Origin of the sequence: Streptomyces sp. NPDC005496, from assembly GCF_042872045.1 — a bacterium.
Classification (GTDB): domain Bacteria; phylum Actinomycetota; class Actinomycetes; order Streptomycetales; family Streptomycetaceae; genus Streptomyces.
On the sequence record NZ_JBIAJQ010000018.1, the window covers coordinates 59,981 to 76,134 of the forward strand.

Consider the following 16,154-nt stretch of genomic DNA (forward strand, 5'->3'; position numbering starts at 1 on the left):
GCCGGCCGCGTCACCTACTTGGAAGCAGTGAAGCGGGAGCGGTACAGGTCGCGGAGCAGGGCGATCTCCGCCATGTGGTGGATGAATTCGAGGTTGGCCCCCGACAGCACCGAGATGTAGGGGTCGTCGGGGTCCGACCCGTACGGGTACTGCGAGAAGCCGACCGTGTCCAACTGCTCCTCGGTGACGGAACCGACGCTCTCGCGCCAGCGGTCGATCACCGTCCAGAACCGATCGAGTGCCACCGCGGCGGACGGACTGAAATCGACGCCCAGCTTCGGCTCCTGCCGCCGCTCACCGAACGTCCACTCCCACCCGCCGGCGAAGTGGAAGTGCAGATGCCCCAGCCGCCACGCGATCGTCGTGATCGGCGTCTCGTCGGGTTCCGGTTCGCCGGTGTGCGCGAGGATCTGCTCGACCCGCTCGACGCTGACGCTCCAGTCCTCGGCGATCTTGGCGACGCTCATGCCGCCGGCGGCCTGCCGGGCGACCTCCGCGTACTCGTTCGCCGGGATGTCGGCAGCGCCCAGGTCGAGCACCCACTCACCAGGCCCGAACGCCCTGGGCGTCGTCGCCTCGCTCCGGGGCCGGACCGACCAGCAGCCTGGCACCGGCTCCCACAGGTACTCCTCGTCACCGAGCCCCGCCAGCCTTACCTCCGCCATCTCCCGGGCGCGGTCGAACTGGTCGAGCAACAACCCCAGACGATCGGTCCGTACGCCGTCGATCTCCATGCCTGGCTCCTCGTCTCGTACCGCGCCGCGAACACGCGGAACGTAGCGCCTGACGTCCTGGGGCGCGAACGATTAACTCGCCCTGGCCATGGGGGCGTCCGGCCCACGGCGGCGTTCGTCGCGCCCACGCGGGGTGAGGTCGCGCCCGCGTCGTACGAGCTCGCGGGCGGCGTCCGGCCACAGCGCGTGTTCGAAGGCGAAGCCCTCGGCCAAAAGGCGGCCGGGGACGACGCGGCGGCTCTTCAACAGGAGTTCGGTGTCCGAGCGCAGGACGAAGGCGCCGAGCTCGGCCATGGCCTTCGTCGCGGGCAGACCTGCCGGCACGCCCCGGGCGGCCCGCAGGTCACGCATGAACTCCCGCTGGGGCACCGGATTCGGTGCCGCGAGGTTCACCGGCCCGTCGAGGTCCTCCCGGTCGATCAGGAACTCGACGGCACGGACGAAATCACGCTCGTGGATCCACGACACGTACTGCGCCCCGCCCGCGACCGGACCGCCGAGCCCGAGCCGCGCGAGCCACAGCAGGACGTCGAAGACGCCGCCGCGATCAGGACTCATCACCATGGCGGAACGCAGGGCGACCTTCCGGGTGTGCGGGGTGCGTGCCTCATCCTGCGCCCGTTCCCACGCCTTGGCGATGTCGACGCTGTACGCCCAGTACCCCGGTACGTCGGGTTCGGCGCCGCCGAGCACGCCGGTGGCCTCGTCGTTGGGCGCGTCGTAGCGGTGTGCGTAGATGGTGGCGGTACTCATCTGGAGCCACACCCGAGGTGGCCGGGCCGCCGCTGCGATCGCCTCGCCCACCACCCGGGCGGAGTTGACCCGCGAGTCCATCATGGCCTTCAGATTGACCGGTGTGTAGCGGCAACTGACGCTGCGGCCGGCCAGGTTGATCACGACGTCGCTGCCGTCGACGGCGTCGGCCCAGGGGCCGAGCGTCTCGCCGTCCCACGCGAGCTCGCCCTCACGAACCGGCCGCCTGGTCAGAATCAGGACCTCATGACCGGCGGCGCTCAGGGCGCGCCTCAGAACCGTCCCCACCTGCCCGGTTCCCCCGGGTATCACGATCTTCATCGGTACCCCCCTTCTGGCGTCCACTGTAGTGCAGGAAGTTGAACGTGTTCAAAAGGGGGTCGTGCGGAGCGACGGCATGCCGAGACGCCTTCACTGCCCATACAGGACAGGACATCCCGGTCGGACATCGGGACGGGTGATGCTGCCGCTCTCGAAAGCGCAGGTCGGCAGCATGTCCGCGCTGCGGGACGCCCCTATACGGGGAGTGCGGATGCTGCCCCGAGTGAGTGCCTTCGGGCCATCACGCAGGTACCGGCGCTCAGTGAGCCGCCGGAACCTCCCGCCAAGTCCCCGACGCGAACCCGACGATGTCCGGGGCCGCCTCCCGCAACGTGGCGAAGTGGCGGTGCACGCCGGGTACTTCGCTCGCGGAGTTCACTCCCCACACCGTCATGCCCGCCCTCAGCCCGGCCTCGACTCCGGACGGAGCGTCCTCGATCACCAGGCAGTTCGCGGGGTCGGCGCCCAGCCGCTCGGCGGCCGTGAGGTAGGGAACGGGAGACGGCTTGCCCTCCGTCACGGCGCCGGCGTCCACGATGACGGCCGGGACAGGCAGGCCGGTCCGGGTGAAGCGCCCGCGCACCCGGTGTTCGTAGTTGGAGGTCACCAGCGCCCACGATCCCGGCGGCAACGCGCCCAGCAGGTCGGACGCACCATCGAAAGCGCTGTAGACGCCGGACCGGACGTCGTCGTCCTCAAGGGCGTGCAGCGCCGCCAGGCACTCCTCCGGATCCAGGTCCGGGGCCACCTGTGCGAAGGTCTCCATGGGGCGCGTCCGCAGTGCGACCCGGTGGACGGCATCCACGTCCAATCCGTGTTGCAGAGCCCAAGTCGCCCAGACACGGCGCTGGTTGTCCAGAGCGTCGATCAACGTGCCGTCGACGTCGAAGAGGACGAACCTCGCGGGGGCGGGCTGCACGGCGGGCTGCACATTCTCACTGGTCACGCCGTGATCATGCCAGGCGGCCCGACGGAGGTCCGCTCAATCATCCTCGCGCGCGGATCGCGGGACCATGCCCGCGGCTCGCAGGAGGGACGCCCGGTCGTCGGGCCCGACGAGTTCGTCGGGCAGGGTGGCCAGCAGCTCCGCGTGCTCGGCGAACACCGCCCTGCACTGTGCCCGCTCCGGGTGTTCGTCGTCGCCCCCGAAGAGCCGTACCGCCCGCTCGTCGTCCGCGTCGACCGGCAGCGCCAACTCGGCGGCGACGAGCAGGATGTCGAGCCTCCGCTCGCGAACGGGGGCCCGCAGATCGGCCGCCAGGCGCAGCAGGAACGGCAGGGCCGCCGGCATCGCCGCACCGAGGGAGAACACGCTGTCCATCAGCACGTTGGTGAGGACCCGCGCCGCCTCGGGTGCGGCCTCCTGATGGAGCAGTCCACGCAGGACCGCCGGTATCTCGGCGGGGCATCCGGGGATGTCGGACCAGGCGACCTCGTCGCAGCCGCCGAGTGCGGGATGTCCGATCCCGGCCTCCTCGGCCCGCGGGTGGGCGAGCAGATACCTCGCGACCTCGGCCTCCTTGGCCGCCAGGTCCAGTACACACATCGTTGTGTCCCCCGCCGTGTCGCACGCTCCGGCCCTCGCGGCCCGCACACCGGTGGCACTCTCCCCGCCGGCGCCCTCGCGCGCAAACGGCCAGGCGACAGCCGTTTGCTGCGGGAGCCTCCGCACATGGACCGCAGCCTCCGCGCAGGGGCCGAGGTCCAGTGTCGGCATGTCGACACCTCCCCCGTAGCGGCTGCGCACCCTCCCGCAGCAGCGCCGCGGCGCCCTCGACGACCCGGTTCCGCGCCGCTCTCCCCTTGGCCGTCAACTCGCCGCGCATGCCGCGCCTCTTCCGAAGTGGACTGTGCGGTCCGTCGTCGGGCTGGGACCGGGACGCTTTCCGGTCCAGGTGCGCAGGCCACACGCCTCCGTGAACATATTGAACGCAAACGATCGATACGACGTGTGGGCGTACAGTGAGCACACGGGATCACGCCTCGCGTCTCCTCGTTCGTCCGTCCGGCCTTGCTCCAGGGGGAGCCCATGCGACTGCACGTCGACCAGCGCCATGAGCGGGTGCTCGAACTCGTCCGGGAGCGCGGCAGCCTGCGGGTCGCCGACCTCGCGGCCGAACTCGGGGTGTCCGCGGTGACCTTGCGGCGTGACGTGGAGGCGCTCGCCGCGCAGGGCCGGGTGCACCGGCTGCACGGAGCGGTGGTCTGGCCGGGCGACGCGGCCGCCGAGCCCCAGCCCCGCCGGGAGTCCGCCGAGGGCGCCGTGATCGGCATGATCGTGCCGACCACCAAGCACATCTTCGCGGACATTGTCCGAGGGGTTCGCGAGGTCGTCGCCGCGCACGGCGGGCGGCTGGTCCTCGGCATGACCGGCTACGTCGACTCCGAGGACCCCGTGCAGGCGGAACACCTGGTCGCGGGCGGTGCGGAGGCGCTGCTCGTCGCCCCGAGCTGGTTCGGGGGAGTGCCCGTCGGTGGTCAGGAGAAGTGGCTGCTCGACTGCGAGGTGCCGACGGTCCTGGTGGAGCGTTCGGCGCCGGCCGGCAACCCCGCGGCGGATCTGGACCGGGTGCGCACGGACCGCGCCCACGGTGCCGCCGTCGCCGTCGGTCATTTCGCCGCGCTGGGCCACCGCCGGGTCACCGCCGTGCTCCAGGAGGGCCCGCACGCCGATCAGATCTCCGCGGGCTATCTGGCGGCGGTGCGGTCCCTGGGCCTGGAGGGTGACACCGGCGCCCCCGCGACACGTGAACACGGCGACTACGAGGCAACCCTCGACTACCTCACCGAGGCGGTCCGCAAGCGCGGCGTCACCGCAGCGCTGATCCACAGCGACGAGGACGCCATCGTGCTGGTGCCGAAGCTGCAGGCGGCCGGCATCAGCGTGCCCGGCGACCTCGCGCTGATCGCGTACGACGACGAGGTGGCCGCCCTCGCGGACGTCCCGCTCACCGCCGTCGCCCCGCCCACGCGCGCGGTGGGGGAGCTGGCGGCGGGGCTGCTGCTCCAGCGGCTCGCCGAACGTCGTGCAGGGCGCGGGCCCGGGCCGCGTCAACACATCGAACTGCTCCCGGAGTTGAGGGTGCGCTCGTCCTGCGGTGGTGGCACCTCCGCTTGATGAGCGTTGTGTGATCGTTTTGATTGTTGTGGTCGAACGCTCTTGACTCTGATCGTGTGCGCGCAAAAGATGTCCTGCATCCGCCTCTTCCCGTACGAGGTCTCGTAGGAGCCGTGCCATGCCGCGCACTTCACGTTCGTTCCGCACCCGCCTTGCCGCCACCGCCGCCGTCGCCGCTCTGGGCCTGCTCGCCACCGCCTGCGGCGGCGACGGCTCGACCGACGCCGCGTCGGACGGCAAGCCGGTCACCATCGACTACTGGACCTGGACGCTCGGAGCCAAGTCGACCGTCGAGGCGTTCAACCGGACGCACAAGGACATCAAGGTCAGGTTCACCGAGATACCCAGCTCGACGGAGGGCTACAGCAAGCTCTCCAACGCGGTGAAGGCGGGCAACGCGCCCGACGTGGCGACCATCGAGTACCAGATGGTTCCGGAGTTCGCGAGCCAGGGCAATCTGATCGATCTGACCGAGTACGCCGGAGAAACGGTCAAGACGAAGTTCCCCGAGTCGCTCCAGAGCCTCGTGACCTTCGGCGGGAAGACCTGGACCGTCCCCTACGACGTCGCGCCGCAGCTCTACTACTACCGCACCGACCTGTTCAAGAAGTACGGCATCGAAGTCCCCGCCACCTGGGACCAGTTCGAGGCCGCCGCCGCGAAGGTGAAGAAGAAGGACAAGAACGTCCGGCTGGCCTCGATGCCCAAGTCGGACCCGGCCCTGCTGGCCGCCCTGTCCTGGCAGGCCGGCGGCAAGTGGTTCGCCACCGAGGGCGACGCCTGGAAGCCCGGCGTCGACGACGCCGCCACCAAGAAGGTCGCCGCCTACTGGGACGGCCTCGCCGAGAAGGACCTCGTGCAGTCCTTCACCGGCTACAGCCCCGAGGAGACCAAGGCTCGCGCCACCGGCAAGACGCTCTCCTTCCTCGGCGCCTCCTGGTCCGCCGGCGGCATGAAGACCGCCATGCCCGACCTCAAGGGCAAGTGGGCCGTCGCGCCACTGCCCAACTGGGGCACCGCCGCCACCGGCAACTACGGCGGCACCTCCTACGGCGTCCTCAAGGGCAGCAAGCACGCCGAGGCGGCCACCGAGTTCATCGAGTGGCTCACCACGAGCAAGGCGGGCGTCGAGGCGCGCCTCGCCGACCTCGAGTCGCCGAGCAGCGCGCTGCCCGCGAACCCGGCGCTGCGCACCGTCGCCGCCGCCAAGTTCGACACCTCGTACCTGAACGGCCAGGACCTCTACAAGCTGGCCTCCGAGCAGGTCGACACCATCGTCCCCGGCTGGACCTGGGGCCCCAACCAGATGGACGTGTACACCGCGGTGCAGGACGCGGCGGCGAAGTCCGGCTTCACCTCCGGCGTGGAGGCGGGCCAGCGGAAGGCCGAATCGGGCATCGAGGAGCGCGGGCTGAAGCTCGCCGAGTGACCCGGCGGATCCGGCCGTCGTCCCCGGTGTCCGGCAGGCACCCGGACACCGGCCGCGGCCGGATCCCCCTTTCCTCCGCCGTCTCCCCGTAGCGCCCAGCCCGCCAAGGAGTCCCACTGTGGCAGCACCCGTCCTCCAGCCCGTGAGCCCACCGAAGACCAGACCGCCGGGTGCGGTGAAGCCGCTGGGCTCCGTACGGCTGCGGCGCACCCAGCGCCGGGCCGCGGCCCTGTTCATCACACCGTTCTTCGTGCTGTTCGGTGCCGTCATGGTCGCGCCCATCGGCTACGCCGTGTGGATGAGCCTGTTCCAGGAACACTCCTCCGGACTCGGCTTCGGCGGCACCGAGCGGGTGTTCTCCGGATTCGGCAACTACACCCGGGCACTGTCCGACGCCGGCTTCCGGGACTCCTTCGCGCACATCGGGCTCTACTGCGCCCTGTACATCCCGGTGATGATCGGCGGGTCGCTGCTCCTCGCCCTGCTGGTCGACTCGGCGCTGGCACGGGCCAAACGGTTCTTCCAGCTCGCGCTGTTCCTGCCGCACGCCATCCCCGGGCTGATCGCCTCGATCATCTGGATCTACCTGTACACCCCCGGACTGAGCCCGGTACTGGAGTGGATCGGCGCGCTCGGCGGTTCCTGGAACTTCTACAGCAATGACCACGTGCTGTCGTCCATGGTCAACCTGTGCGCCTGGCAGTGGATCGGCTACAACATGGTCATCTTCTACGCCGCGCTCCAGGCCGTTCCGCGCGAAGTGATCGAGGCGGCCGTCGTGGACGGAGCGGGCGCCGTCCGGACGGCACTGCGCATCAAGGTCCCCATGATCGCTTCCGCGGTCGTCATGACCGTTCTGTTCACCTGCGTCGGCGCCATCCAGATCTTCACCGAGCCCAAGCTCCTCAACCAGCGCGGAGCACCCTCCATCGACACTGAATGGTCGCCCACCCTGTTCATCTGGAAGGCGGGCTTCGTGCAGCACGACTACGGGCTGGCCGCCGCCGCGTCCCTGATCCTCGCCCTGCTGGGCGTCGTCCTCTCCTACATCGTCACCCGGCTCGGCAACCGGTGGAAGGCGGCGTCATGAGCACCCTCATCCGAACCACGGGCGCCCCCCGCGCGCAGACCGGCCCCGAGGCCGCCCCGGCCGCCCGCCGCCGCACCTCGCCCCACGCCCTGCTCTCCAAAGGAGTCGTGAACGGCGTCCTCGTCGTCGCGGCGTTCTACACACTCATGCCGGTGAGCTGGCTGCTCTTCGCCGCCACCAAGAACAACCGCGACCTGTTCGGCACCTCAGGGTTCTCCCTCGGAGAGTTCAACCTGTTCGGCAATCTGCACCGCGTCTTCACCTTCAACGACGGCATCTACCTCCGCTGGTTCGGCAACAGCATCCTGTACTCCGTGGTCGGTTCGGCCGCCTCCACGTTCCTGTGCATCGCCACCGGCTACGCCTTCGACAAGTACGACTTCAAGGGCAAGGAGAAGCTGTTCGGCCTGGTCCTCGGCGGGGTCCTGGTCCCCACCACCGTGATCCAGCTGCCGATGTACCTCCTCGCCACCAAGGCCGGAGTCGTCAACACCTACTGGGCGCTGCTGCTGCCCGCCCTGGTCAACCCGTTCGGGGTGTACCTCGCCCGGGTGTTCTCCGAGGGGTACGTACCCGGCGAGGTGCTGGAGGCCGCGCGCGTCGACGGCGCCGGTGAACTGCGCACCTTCGGCGGCATCGCGCTGCCGATGCTCGCGCCCGGCTTCATGACCATCTTCCTGTTCTCGTTCACCGCCAGCTGGAACAACTTCTTCGGTGCCCTCGTCATGCTGAACGACGAGAAGCTCTACCCCGTCAACCTCGGCCTGTTCATGTGGAACAGCGTCACGCAGCAGCAGCCCGAGTACTACTCGCTCGTCATCACCGGCTCCCTCGTCGCCGTCGTCCCGCTGATCGTCGCTTTCGTCTGCCTCCAGCGCTTCTGGCGCTCGGGCCTGACCGCCGGCGCGGTGAAGTGACCATGCTCGTACCGGAAGAGACCCTCCTGACCGGCCCCGAGCCGGCGACCCGGGAACGACGGCCGCGCACCGCTCTCGCCATGGGCCGCGAGGTCCACGGCTCCCTGCGGGCGGAGGGCGCGCTCGACCGGCTGCGCACCGTCGCAGAGGTCGACCCCGCCGCCCACATCACCGACTTCGGCACCGTCGACGACAGCGAACTGGCACAGCTGGAGGTCCTGTTCACCCACTGGGGAGCGCCCCTGCTGACCGAGGAGGCGCTGGGCCGCATGCCGCGGCTGCGTGCCGTCGTCCACGCCGCGGGCTCCGTCAAGCACCATGTCACCGAAGCCGTCTGGAAGCGGGGCATCACCGTCTCCTCCGCGGCGGCGGCGAACGCCCTGCCCGTCGCCGAATTCACCCTCGCCGCCATCCTGTTCGCCAACAAGCGGGTCCTCGACATGGCCCGCACCTACGCCGACGTACGCGCACAGCCCGCGCTGCTGCCCCACTTCACCGGACACGGCAACTACCGGCGCACGGTCGGTGTCGTCGGCGCCTCCCGCATCGGACGCCGCCTAGTCGAACTGCTCCGCCCCCTCGACCTCGACGTCCTGCTGCACGACCCGTACCTGGACCCCGCACAGGCCCGGGCACTGGGCGTGGAACCCGTCGACCTCGACACGCTCGTCCGGCGCAGCCACGTCGTGTCCATCCACGCCCCCGAACTCCCCGAGACACGGCACATGTTCGACGCCCGCCGCATCGCGCTCCTGCGGGACGGCGCCACCCTCGTCAACACCGCCCGCGGTTCCCTCGTCGACACCGACGCGCTCACCGAGCACCTGCTCACCGGCCGCATCCACGCGGTGCTCGACGTCACCGAACCCGAGGTGCCGCCCGCCGGCTCGCCGCTGTACACACTGCCCAACGTGCTGCTCACCCCGCACATCGCGGGCTCCCTGGGCAACGAGCTTGGACGGATGGCCGATTGGGCCGTCGACGAGGTCCGGCGCTACGCCCAGGGGCTCCCGTTCGCCCACGCGGTCGGCCCGGACGACCTGAGCCGCTCGGCCTGAACACCCGCCCGAGCCCGGCCCCGTACTCCCCGCGACCGCCGTACCGAAAGGACCCCTTCATGCCCGCCGCCGTCCACCGCGTCCTCGTCGTCGGCATCGACGGCGTCCGCCTCGACGTGCTGCGCCGCCTGCGCACCCCGCACCTCGACACGCTCGCGGCCGCCGGTTTCCTCGCGCCCGTCGAGGTGGACGACCGCACGCCGACCATGTCGGGCCCGTGCTGGGCGACCGTCGTGACCGGTGTGAGCGCCGCGAAGCACGGCGTGTGGAGCAACGACTTCAGCGGCCACCGGCTCGACGTCTTCCCGGACTTCGCGACCCGCCTCACCGAACAGGACGGCCGCCGTACGTTCGTCGCGGCCGGCTGGCGGCCGCTGATGCAGGCGCGCGACGGCGGCCCGCTCTTCCGCGCCCCCTCCAGGACCGCGTACGTCGCCCCCGCGGCCGACACCCCGGAGGCCTGGGAGGAGTGCGACGAGCGGATCACCGAGGAGGCGGCGCGGGTCCTCGCCGGTGACGACGTGGAGGCCTCGTTCGTCTACCTCGGCGCACCCGACGAGACCGCCCACTTCCTCGGCTGCGGGGAGGCGTACGAGACCTCCGTGTTGCGCGCCGACGAACGGCTCGGCCGGCTGCTGGCGGCGGTGCGCTCCCGCCCGTCGTACGACGCCGAGCGGTGGACCTTCCTCGTCGTCACCGACCACGGGCACGTCGACGCGGGTGGCCACGGCGGCCGTTCGCCCGAGGAGCGCACCGCCTGGCTCGCCGCAGCAGGCCCCGGTATCTCCGCGCCGCCGCCGACGGTGCGTCATACCGACGTCGCCGCCCAGGTGTTCGCGTCCGTGGGGCGGCTCGCGGACCGGCACTGGACGCTCGACGGGCGACCCTTCGCGGCCGCCCCGCACGCGGTGCTCGTCGACATGGACGGGACGCTGGTCGACACCGAGTCGCTGTGGCTGCGGACGGTACGCGAGAGCGCCGCCCGCCTCGGTCACGAACTCGGGGACGACGACCTGCCCCACGTCCTGGGCCGCGCGGTCCAGGACACCGCCTCCCATCTGCACCGGGTGACGGGGCACGACACGCACACGCTCGCCGCGGAACTCGACGCGGCCTTCCTGACCGCGGTGCGGGCGCAGGCGACCCCCTTGCCAGGTGCGGCCGAACTACTTGACCTGCTGGCGGACTTGGGAATCCCGGCGGCCCTGGTGTCGGCGTCCCCGCGTCCCGTGGTGGACAGCGTGCTCAAGGTGCTGGGCGCGGAGCGATTCCGGACGACGGTGGCGGCCGGTGAGACACCCCGGACCAAGCCCGCCGCCGATCCCTATCTCGCGGCGGCCCGGGCGCTCGGTGTCGACCCCGCGGCCTGTCTCGCCGTCGAGGACAGCCCGGCCGGGGTGGCCGCCGCCGAGGCCGCGGGCTGCCGGGTGCTCGCCGTGCCGTCGTACACGCCGATCGCACCGGGGCCGCGGCGCACTGTGCGCTCCGGCCTGGCCGGGATCGGCGTGCACGACCTGTGGACCGCGGGTCTCCAGGCGTCGGAGGGGGCGCCTGGAGACCCGCACGACCGCCCCGGAACCTGACCCGGCCGGGGCGGCGCCGGGCGCTCCTTCGGGGGACCGTCGGTCAGGCGAGCTTGACGGTGATCCGCTGCGTGACGCCGGCCGTGGCGCCGAGGTCGCCGAAGGTCAGCCGCAGAGCGGAGCCGGTGGTCGCCGAGGTGACGGTGGACGGCTTGGACGTCACCGCGGAGACCGCCCGGTTCCAGGTGAGGGTGAGACCGGTCTGCGCGCGCATCGGATCGCTGACGCAGACGACCGCCGTCCCGTCGCTCCTCTCGCTGATCATCACGGAGCACGGGGCGCTCGCGGTGAGAGGTCCCACCGTCCCGCCGAACCAGAAGTTGACCCCGGTGAAGCCGAGCGACGGCACGCCGACCCCCTGCTGGTCGTCCGAATTGGCCAGCAGAGTCAGCCAGTTGGCCGCGGCGGCACGCGCCTGGGTCTGGGCCGCGGTGGCGCCCGGCATGAGCAGGTGGGCGTACGAGCCGCCGGTCGGGTTCGTACCGTGGTCGACGTACATGGTGAGGTACTTGCGGTTCAGGACCGTGGTGGAGCCGCCCTTGTTGATGTCGCTCCACCTGCCGTCCCGACCCTCGCGCAGCGCCTTGACGGTCGCTCCGCCGGGGAAGACATAGCCGCCGTGGCCGCCGAGGTGCGCCCACCGGACGCCGGTGAGCGTCTCCGACCAGGGGTAGCCGGACGGCTTGGTGACGCCGTCGGCCTGGTAGGGCGCGCCGCCGGTGGGGCCGAGGTTGCGGTTGTCCACCGTCGACTCCACGGCCGTCCCGTCGGTGCACTTGATGCCCGCGCCGAGACAGACGATCGCGTCGTCCAGGAAGAACCACGACTTCTTCGCCATCAGGGTGCTGCCGAGGCCCTTCAAGTACTGTCCGACGGCGGCCCGTTGGCCGTCTGTGGCGCCGCCGACCCAGTTCACGTCCGGCCGGGACGCTCCCCAGTCGCCGCCCGCCGCGTCCGCGAGCACTCTGCGCGAGGCCGTGACGCCGGGCAGCCGGTAGGGGTCGACGGTGGGCCAGAAGGCGTCGCTGTACTGCCCGTTGCCGAAGGTGTCGCCCCACCAGTAGAGCATTCCGGAACCGGTGTGCCAGCCGCGCAGGTTTTCGCCGTTGCCCGTCTCGTAGTGCGTGATCCGGCGGTCGGCCATGCTGATGGACGCGGTCCAGCCGGGGCGGCGGTGCGTGGCGCGGGCCATGTCGGTGAACAGCCGGTGCCCCGTCGGCTCGGCGATCGCGGACACCGAGGTGTCGTCCGCGACGCCCTTGAGCCGGGCCAGGCCGGTGAGCCCGAGCGCGGGATCATCGAGCGGCGGGCTGTAGTAGTCACGTTGCATCCAGCCCTTCACCAGGCCCCGCCATTGCGCGTTCCGGGTGCTGTCCGCGCCCTGCCCGAGGAGCACGATCGAGGCGAGGATCGCGTGCCCGCGCACGTGGTCGTCCTGCTGGATCCGCTTGGCGTCGGACGCGGACAGGCCCCGGCTGACCGCCCGCCCGGACACGCCGTCCATGACGAGCCCGTTGTGGAGGAAGGGCGCCCACGCGTTCTCCACCGCGTCGAAGACGATCTGCCGGCCGGGATCGGTGACTTCCCAGGTGGAACCGGCGAGCAGGCTGAAGAGCATGCCGAGTCCGCCGAGCATGACCGACCCGTAGGAGCCTGTGTACGGGACGGAGGTGTGCTGGACGAACGAACCGTCCTTGTAGAGTCCGTCGCCGCTCGTCACGTACGGGAAGACCGGCGAGAGCGCGTCCCGGGCCAGGGCGATCTTGGCCGCCTCGGCGCCCACGACGCCCCGCAGCGCCAGCACGCGGCAGAGGTCGACCCGGTTGGCACCCGTGCTCGTACCGGTGTACGTCGCCACGGCCGAGTCGGGCACGAAGTGGTCGACCGCCCTCAGATAGGCGGCGATCCGCGCCGCCGGCAACTGGTCGTACATCAGCACGCAGACGTCCAGCAGTGCCTGCGGGGCGCCGATCTGCCAGCTGTACCAGTTCCCGTAGCGGGTCCGGTTCTCGTTGTAGGCCTCGGAGTAGAGATGGTCGAGGCCCGTGAGGACGGCGTCCCTCAGCCCCGTGTCGCCGGTCAGGCCCGTGCCCTGCTGGCAGTAGGCCTGGGCGAGCGTGCTCAGTCTGGTGTAACTGGCGTTGAGGTTCCCCGAGTAGCCGTACGACTCCTGGTCGGTGTCGGGTTCGGGGTCCGCGTACACCAGGTCGGGCCACAGGGAGCCGGTGGCGGGCGCCATCGAGGAACGCAACTGCGCGGCGGTGGTGCCGAGTTCGGAGAGCCTGCTCTTGAAGGGCTCGGCGGTGGGGGAGAACCCCTCGCCGAGAAGGAGGGTGCGCCAGGTCGCGCGCAGGGTCGCGAACTCGTCCGCGGCCTCGGTCGTGTCGGTGGCGGACGGGACGGCGGCACCGGCGGCGCCGGCGGCGCCGACGGTGCTGCCCAGAGCGAGTGCGGTGCCGCCGCTCGCGGCGAGGAAACCACGGCGTGACCATCGAGTCGTCATGAGCGCGTTTTCTAGCACGGAATTGTTCAAACGCTCAATAACTCCAGCCGAAGTGAGCGTATCGATCGATTGAAGAGCGGTGTGGTCGGTGGCGCCCGCGGTGAACCCGGCGCCCGCCCGCCACGTATCACTGCTCGGGGATGCCGGGAGACCGCGTCCGTGGAAGGAGAGCAGTGTGTCGACACCGCCCGAGCCCGGCCCGCGGCCGGAGCACCCGGCGATCGAGCCCACGCATGTCGAGCGCGGGCGTACGTCGGATTCTCTGGCGGACCTGCTGAGACAGGTACGGGAGAAGGAGGCCGCCCGCCGCCCGACGCCCCCGGACGACGGGCCCGCAGGAGACGTCGGGCCTGCCCGAGATGACGGGCCTGCGCCGGATCCCGCGCCCGCCTTTGCCTCGCCGTACTTAAACGACGGGCCTGTGCCCGATCCCGCGCCCGCCTTCGACGCGCTGCACTCGGATGAGGGGCCTGGGTTCGGTTCTTCGCCCGCCTTCGTGTCGCGGTCCTTGGACGACGGGCCTGTGCCCGATCGCGCGTCCGTCTTCGTGCCGCCGTACTCGGACGACGAGCCTGTGCTTGATCCTGCGTCGGACTTCGAGCGGCTGTACCCGGATGACGGGCGTGTGTCCGATCCCGCCGCCTCGGCCTTTGATCCGCAGTACTTGGATGACGGGCGTGTGCCGGATCGCGCAGCCCCTGCCTTGGACCCGCTGTACTCGGACGACGGGCCTGTGCGCGATCCCGCGCCCGCCGTCGACGCGCTGCACTCGGGCGACGTGCTGCACTCGGATGAGGGGTCTCGGTTCGGTTCCTCGCCCGCCTCCGGGGCGCGGTCCTTGGACGACGGGCCTGTGCCCGATCCCGCGCTCGTCTTCGAGCCGCCGTACTCGGACGACGGGCCCGTGCCTGATCCTGCGTCAGCCTCCGACCCGCCGCATTCGGACGACGGACCTGCGTCACGTCCAGCCTCGGCCTCCGGCTCCGGCTCCGGCTCCGAGCCGCCATACCTGGGTCACCGCCCCGCACCGGACCCCGATCCCGCGTCCGCCTTCGACCCGCCGCACCCGCAGTACCCGCACCCGCAGTACCCGCACCCGCAGTACCCGCACCGGCAGTACCCGCCCCCGACCGCGCGCCCGCCGGGCCCTGAACACTTGCCCGGTCCGGACCTCGTGCCGGACTCCGGCTACCCACCGGCCCCGCAGCACGCGCCCTCCGCCGCGGAGTACGCGCCCGTTCCGGAGTACGCGCCGACCCCCGCGAGCCCGCCCGCCGAGGACGCTTCGCTCGACTCCGGTTATCCGTCGCCCCCGGAGCACGCGCCTGCTCCGGACCTCGTGGGCAACCCCGCTTATGCGCCCGCCCCGAAGTACCCGCCGACCTCAGCCGGTCCGCATGGCGACGCGGCCCCCGCGCACCCTCCCCACCTGGGTCCCACCCCTGACGCAGGTGGCATGGCCGACCCCGCCCCCGACCCCACCCCCACCTCCGACCTCACCCCCACACCCGACGAGAAGTACGAGTTCAACGCCAGGCCCTCAGCGCCCCCGGCGTCGCCCACCCCGGACGCCGTGAAGCGGGAACTACCTCCGCCCCGGATGGGCAGGCAACCCGCTTCGGGCGGCGCGGATCCGGCCACCAGCCGCGCCGACGCCCGACGCCCAACCACTGGACGCACTGCCGCCGAGGGTGACGTCACCCCGGAAGGCGCGGCCGGCACGGCGGGGAGCGCGGCAGGCAGAAGGCGAAGCCCTCGTCGGCGGGCGGCGGCGGGACAGGGGGCTGAGGCAGAGGCCGTGGGCTCGTCCGTGAGACGGCTGACGGCAGGTCGCGGTACCGGCAAGCGGGCGGTCGGCAGGGCCACGGAGGGAGCCGAGGGAGCCGAGGGAGCGGCGGGCCGGCGGGCCGTGGAGAGGGCCGCGAGGCGCCGACGCATGCGGCGGCCCGTGGACGGTCCGGTCCTGCGCCGCGCCGCCATCGGCACCGCGGTCGTCGCGGCGGCGGTGCTCGGGTTCACCGTGGCCATGCTCCTGCCCGGTGACGACGCCGCCCGAGCGGACCGGCCGACCACGCCCGCGGGTGCTCCGGTGGAGGCCGCCGACGGAGTGCCGCCGGGAGAGGCCGACCCGGACGGCGCGGGCACCCTCCGGGAGGGGGACAGCGGCCCGGCGGTGGTGGAGCTGCAGAAGCGCCTGCTGCGTCTTCCGGACGTGTACGTGGGCGGGTCGACCGACGGCACCTACGATGCCGTCCTCACCGCGGCCGTGGCCCGCTTCCAGCTCTGGTACGGCATTCGCGGCGACGAGACCGGCGTCTACGGCGACGACACCCGCCACGACCTGGAGGCCCGGACCACGCCCGCCGCGGGGTAACCCCAGGGGCTCCCAACGCCTGTCCGCACCGCGCGAGTTGGCCGGATGCGTTCTGCGCGACTCGTTGACTAGAAAGCGCTTTCCCCATACCTTCCCGTTCAGCGACGTGACCCGCAGGAGTCACCCCGCGTACGGCACTCGGCCGCTTTACCCCGGCGAACAGGGGTAGTTCGGCCTCGGAACACCTCTCGGCGCCTGTGCTTCACGCTCGCACGCATCCAACGTTCAACATGCCGTACGCGGTTCATGGCACTGAATCCCCCACGCAGAAGGA

12 protein-coding genes are annotated in these 16,154 nt (G+C 71.4%); 7 read left to right on the forward strand and 5 right to left on the reverse strand.

Annotated elements, in window-relative coordinates; translation table 11 throughout:
- Window positions 1–14: 14 nt before the first annotated feature.
- The 4 genes from ACFYQQ_RS38115 to ACFYQQ_RS38130 form a co-directional block, all read right to left on the reverse strand.
- Entirely contained in the window at window positions 15–734 is a 720-nt protein-coding gene (locus ACFYQQ_RS38115) for a DinB family protein (RefSeq protein WP_355785774.1), read from the reverse strand.
- Between the two features lie 72 nt (window positions 735–806).
- Window positions 807–1,808, reverse strand: a complete 1,002-nt coding sequence (locus tag ACFYQQ_RS38120) for a TIGR01777 family oxidoreductase (protein ID WP_355785777.1) — start codon at window positions 1,806–1,808, stop codon at window positions 807–809.
- Window positions 1,809–2,067: 259 nt separating this feature from the next.
- A complete protein-coding gene (locus ACFYQQ_RS38125; protein ID WP_355785780.1) occupies window positions 2,068–2,754 on the reverse strand; it encodes an HAD-IA family hydrolase in 687 nt (228 codons plus the stop codon).
- 36 nt (window positions 2,755–2,790) lie between these two features.
- A complete protein-coding gene (locus ACFYQQ_RS38130; protein ID WP_355785783.1) occupies window positions 2,791–3,354 on the reverse strand; it encodes a hypothetical protein in 564 nt (187 codons plus the stop codon).
- 483 nt (window positions 3,355–3,837) lie between these two features.
- On the opposite strand from ACFYQQ_RS38130, the gene ACFYQQ_RS38135 reads away from it, so the two are divergent.
- The 6 genes from ACFYQQ_RS38135 (at window position 3,838) to ACFYQQ_RS38160 (ending at window position 11,003) form a co-directional block, all read left to right on the forward strand.
- On the forward strand, window positions 3,838–4,926 hold the full coding sequence (locus tag ACFYQQ_RS38135) for a substrate-binding domain-containing protein (RefSeq protein ID WP_355785786.1): 1,089 nt from the start codon (window positions 3,838–3,840) through the stop codon (window positions 4,924–4,926).
- Window positions 4,927–5,044: 118 nt separating this feature from the next.
- Window positions 5,045–6,355 carry a sugar ABC transporter substrate-binding protein gene (locus ACFYQQ_RS38140; RefSeq protein WP_356173886.1) on the forward strand — a complete coding sequence of 437 codons (1,311 nt, stop codon included), beginning with the start codon at window positions 5,045–5,047 and terminating at the stop codon, window positions 6,353–6,355.
- A gap of 118 nt (window positions 6,356–6,473) precedes the next feature.
- A complete protein-coding gene (locus ACFYQQ_RS38145) occupies window positions 6,474–7,445 on the forward strand; it encodes a sugar ABC transporter permease (RefSeq protein WP_355788908.1) in 972 nt (323 codons plus the stop codon).
- Window positions 7,442–8,362, forward strand: coding sequence for a carbohydrate ABC transporter permease (locus ACFYQQ_RS38150; RefSeq protein WP_388907112.1), 921 nt, complete (start codon window positions 7,442–7,444; stop codon window positions 8,360–8,362). The genes ACFYQQ_RS38145 and ACFYQQ_RS38150 overlap by 4 nt, the downstream gene beginning before the upstream one ends.
- 80 nt (window positions 8,363–8,442) lie before the next feature.
- Window positions 8,443–9,420 carry a hydroxyacid dehydrogenase gene (locus ACFYQQ_RS38155; RefSeq protein WP_388907139.1) on the forward strand — a complete coding sequence of 326 codons (978 nt, stop codon included), beginning with the start codon at window positions 8,443–8,445 and terminating at the stop codon, window positions 9,418–9,420.
- A 59-nt stretch (window positions 9,421–9,479) separates the two neighbouring features.
- Window positions 9,480–11,003, forward strand: a complete 1,524-nt coding sequence (locus ACFYQQ_RS38160) for an HAD-IA family hydrolase (protein WP_356173889.1) — start codon at window positions 9,480–9,482, stop codon at window positions 11,001–11,003.
- 43 nt (window positions 11,004–11,046) lie between these two features.
- Here the strand turns inward: ACFYQQ_RS38160 and ACFYQQ_RS38165 are convergent, their stop codons facing one another.
- Window positions 11,047–13,506 (reverse strand): polysaccharide lyase 8 family protein, encoded by a 2,460-nt coding sequence (locus ACFYQQ_RS38165; RefSeq protein WP_355790632.1) that lies wholly within the window; start codon window positions 13,504–13,506, stop codon window positions 11,047–11,049.
- 1,936 nt (window positions 13,507–15,442) lie between these two features.
- Here ACFYQQ_RS38165 and ACFYQQ_RS38170 point away from each other — a divergent pair.
- Complete coding sequence (locus ACFYQQ_RS38170) at window positions 15,443–15,880, forward strand: peptidoglycan-binding protein (RefSeq protein ID WP_356173895.1); 438 nt, start codon at window positions 15,443–15,445, stop codon at window positions 15,878–15,880.
- Window positions 15,881–16,154: the final 274 nt, after the last annotated feature.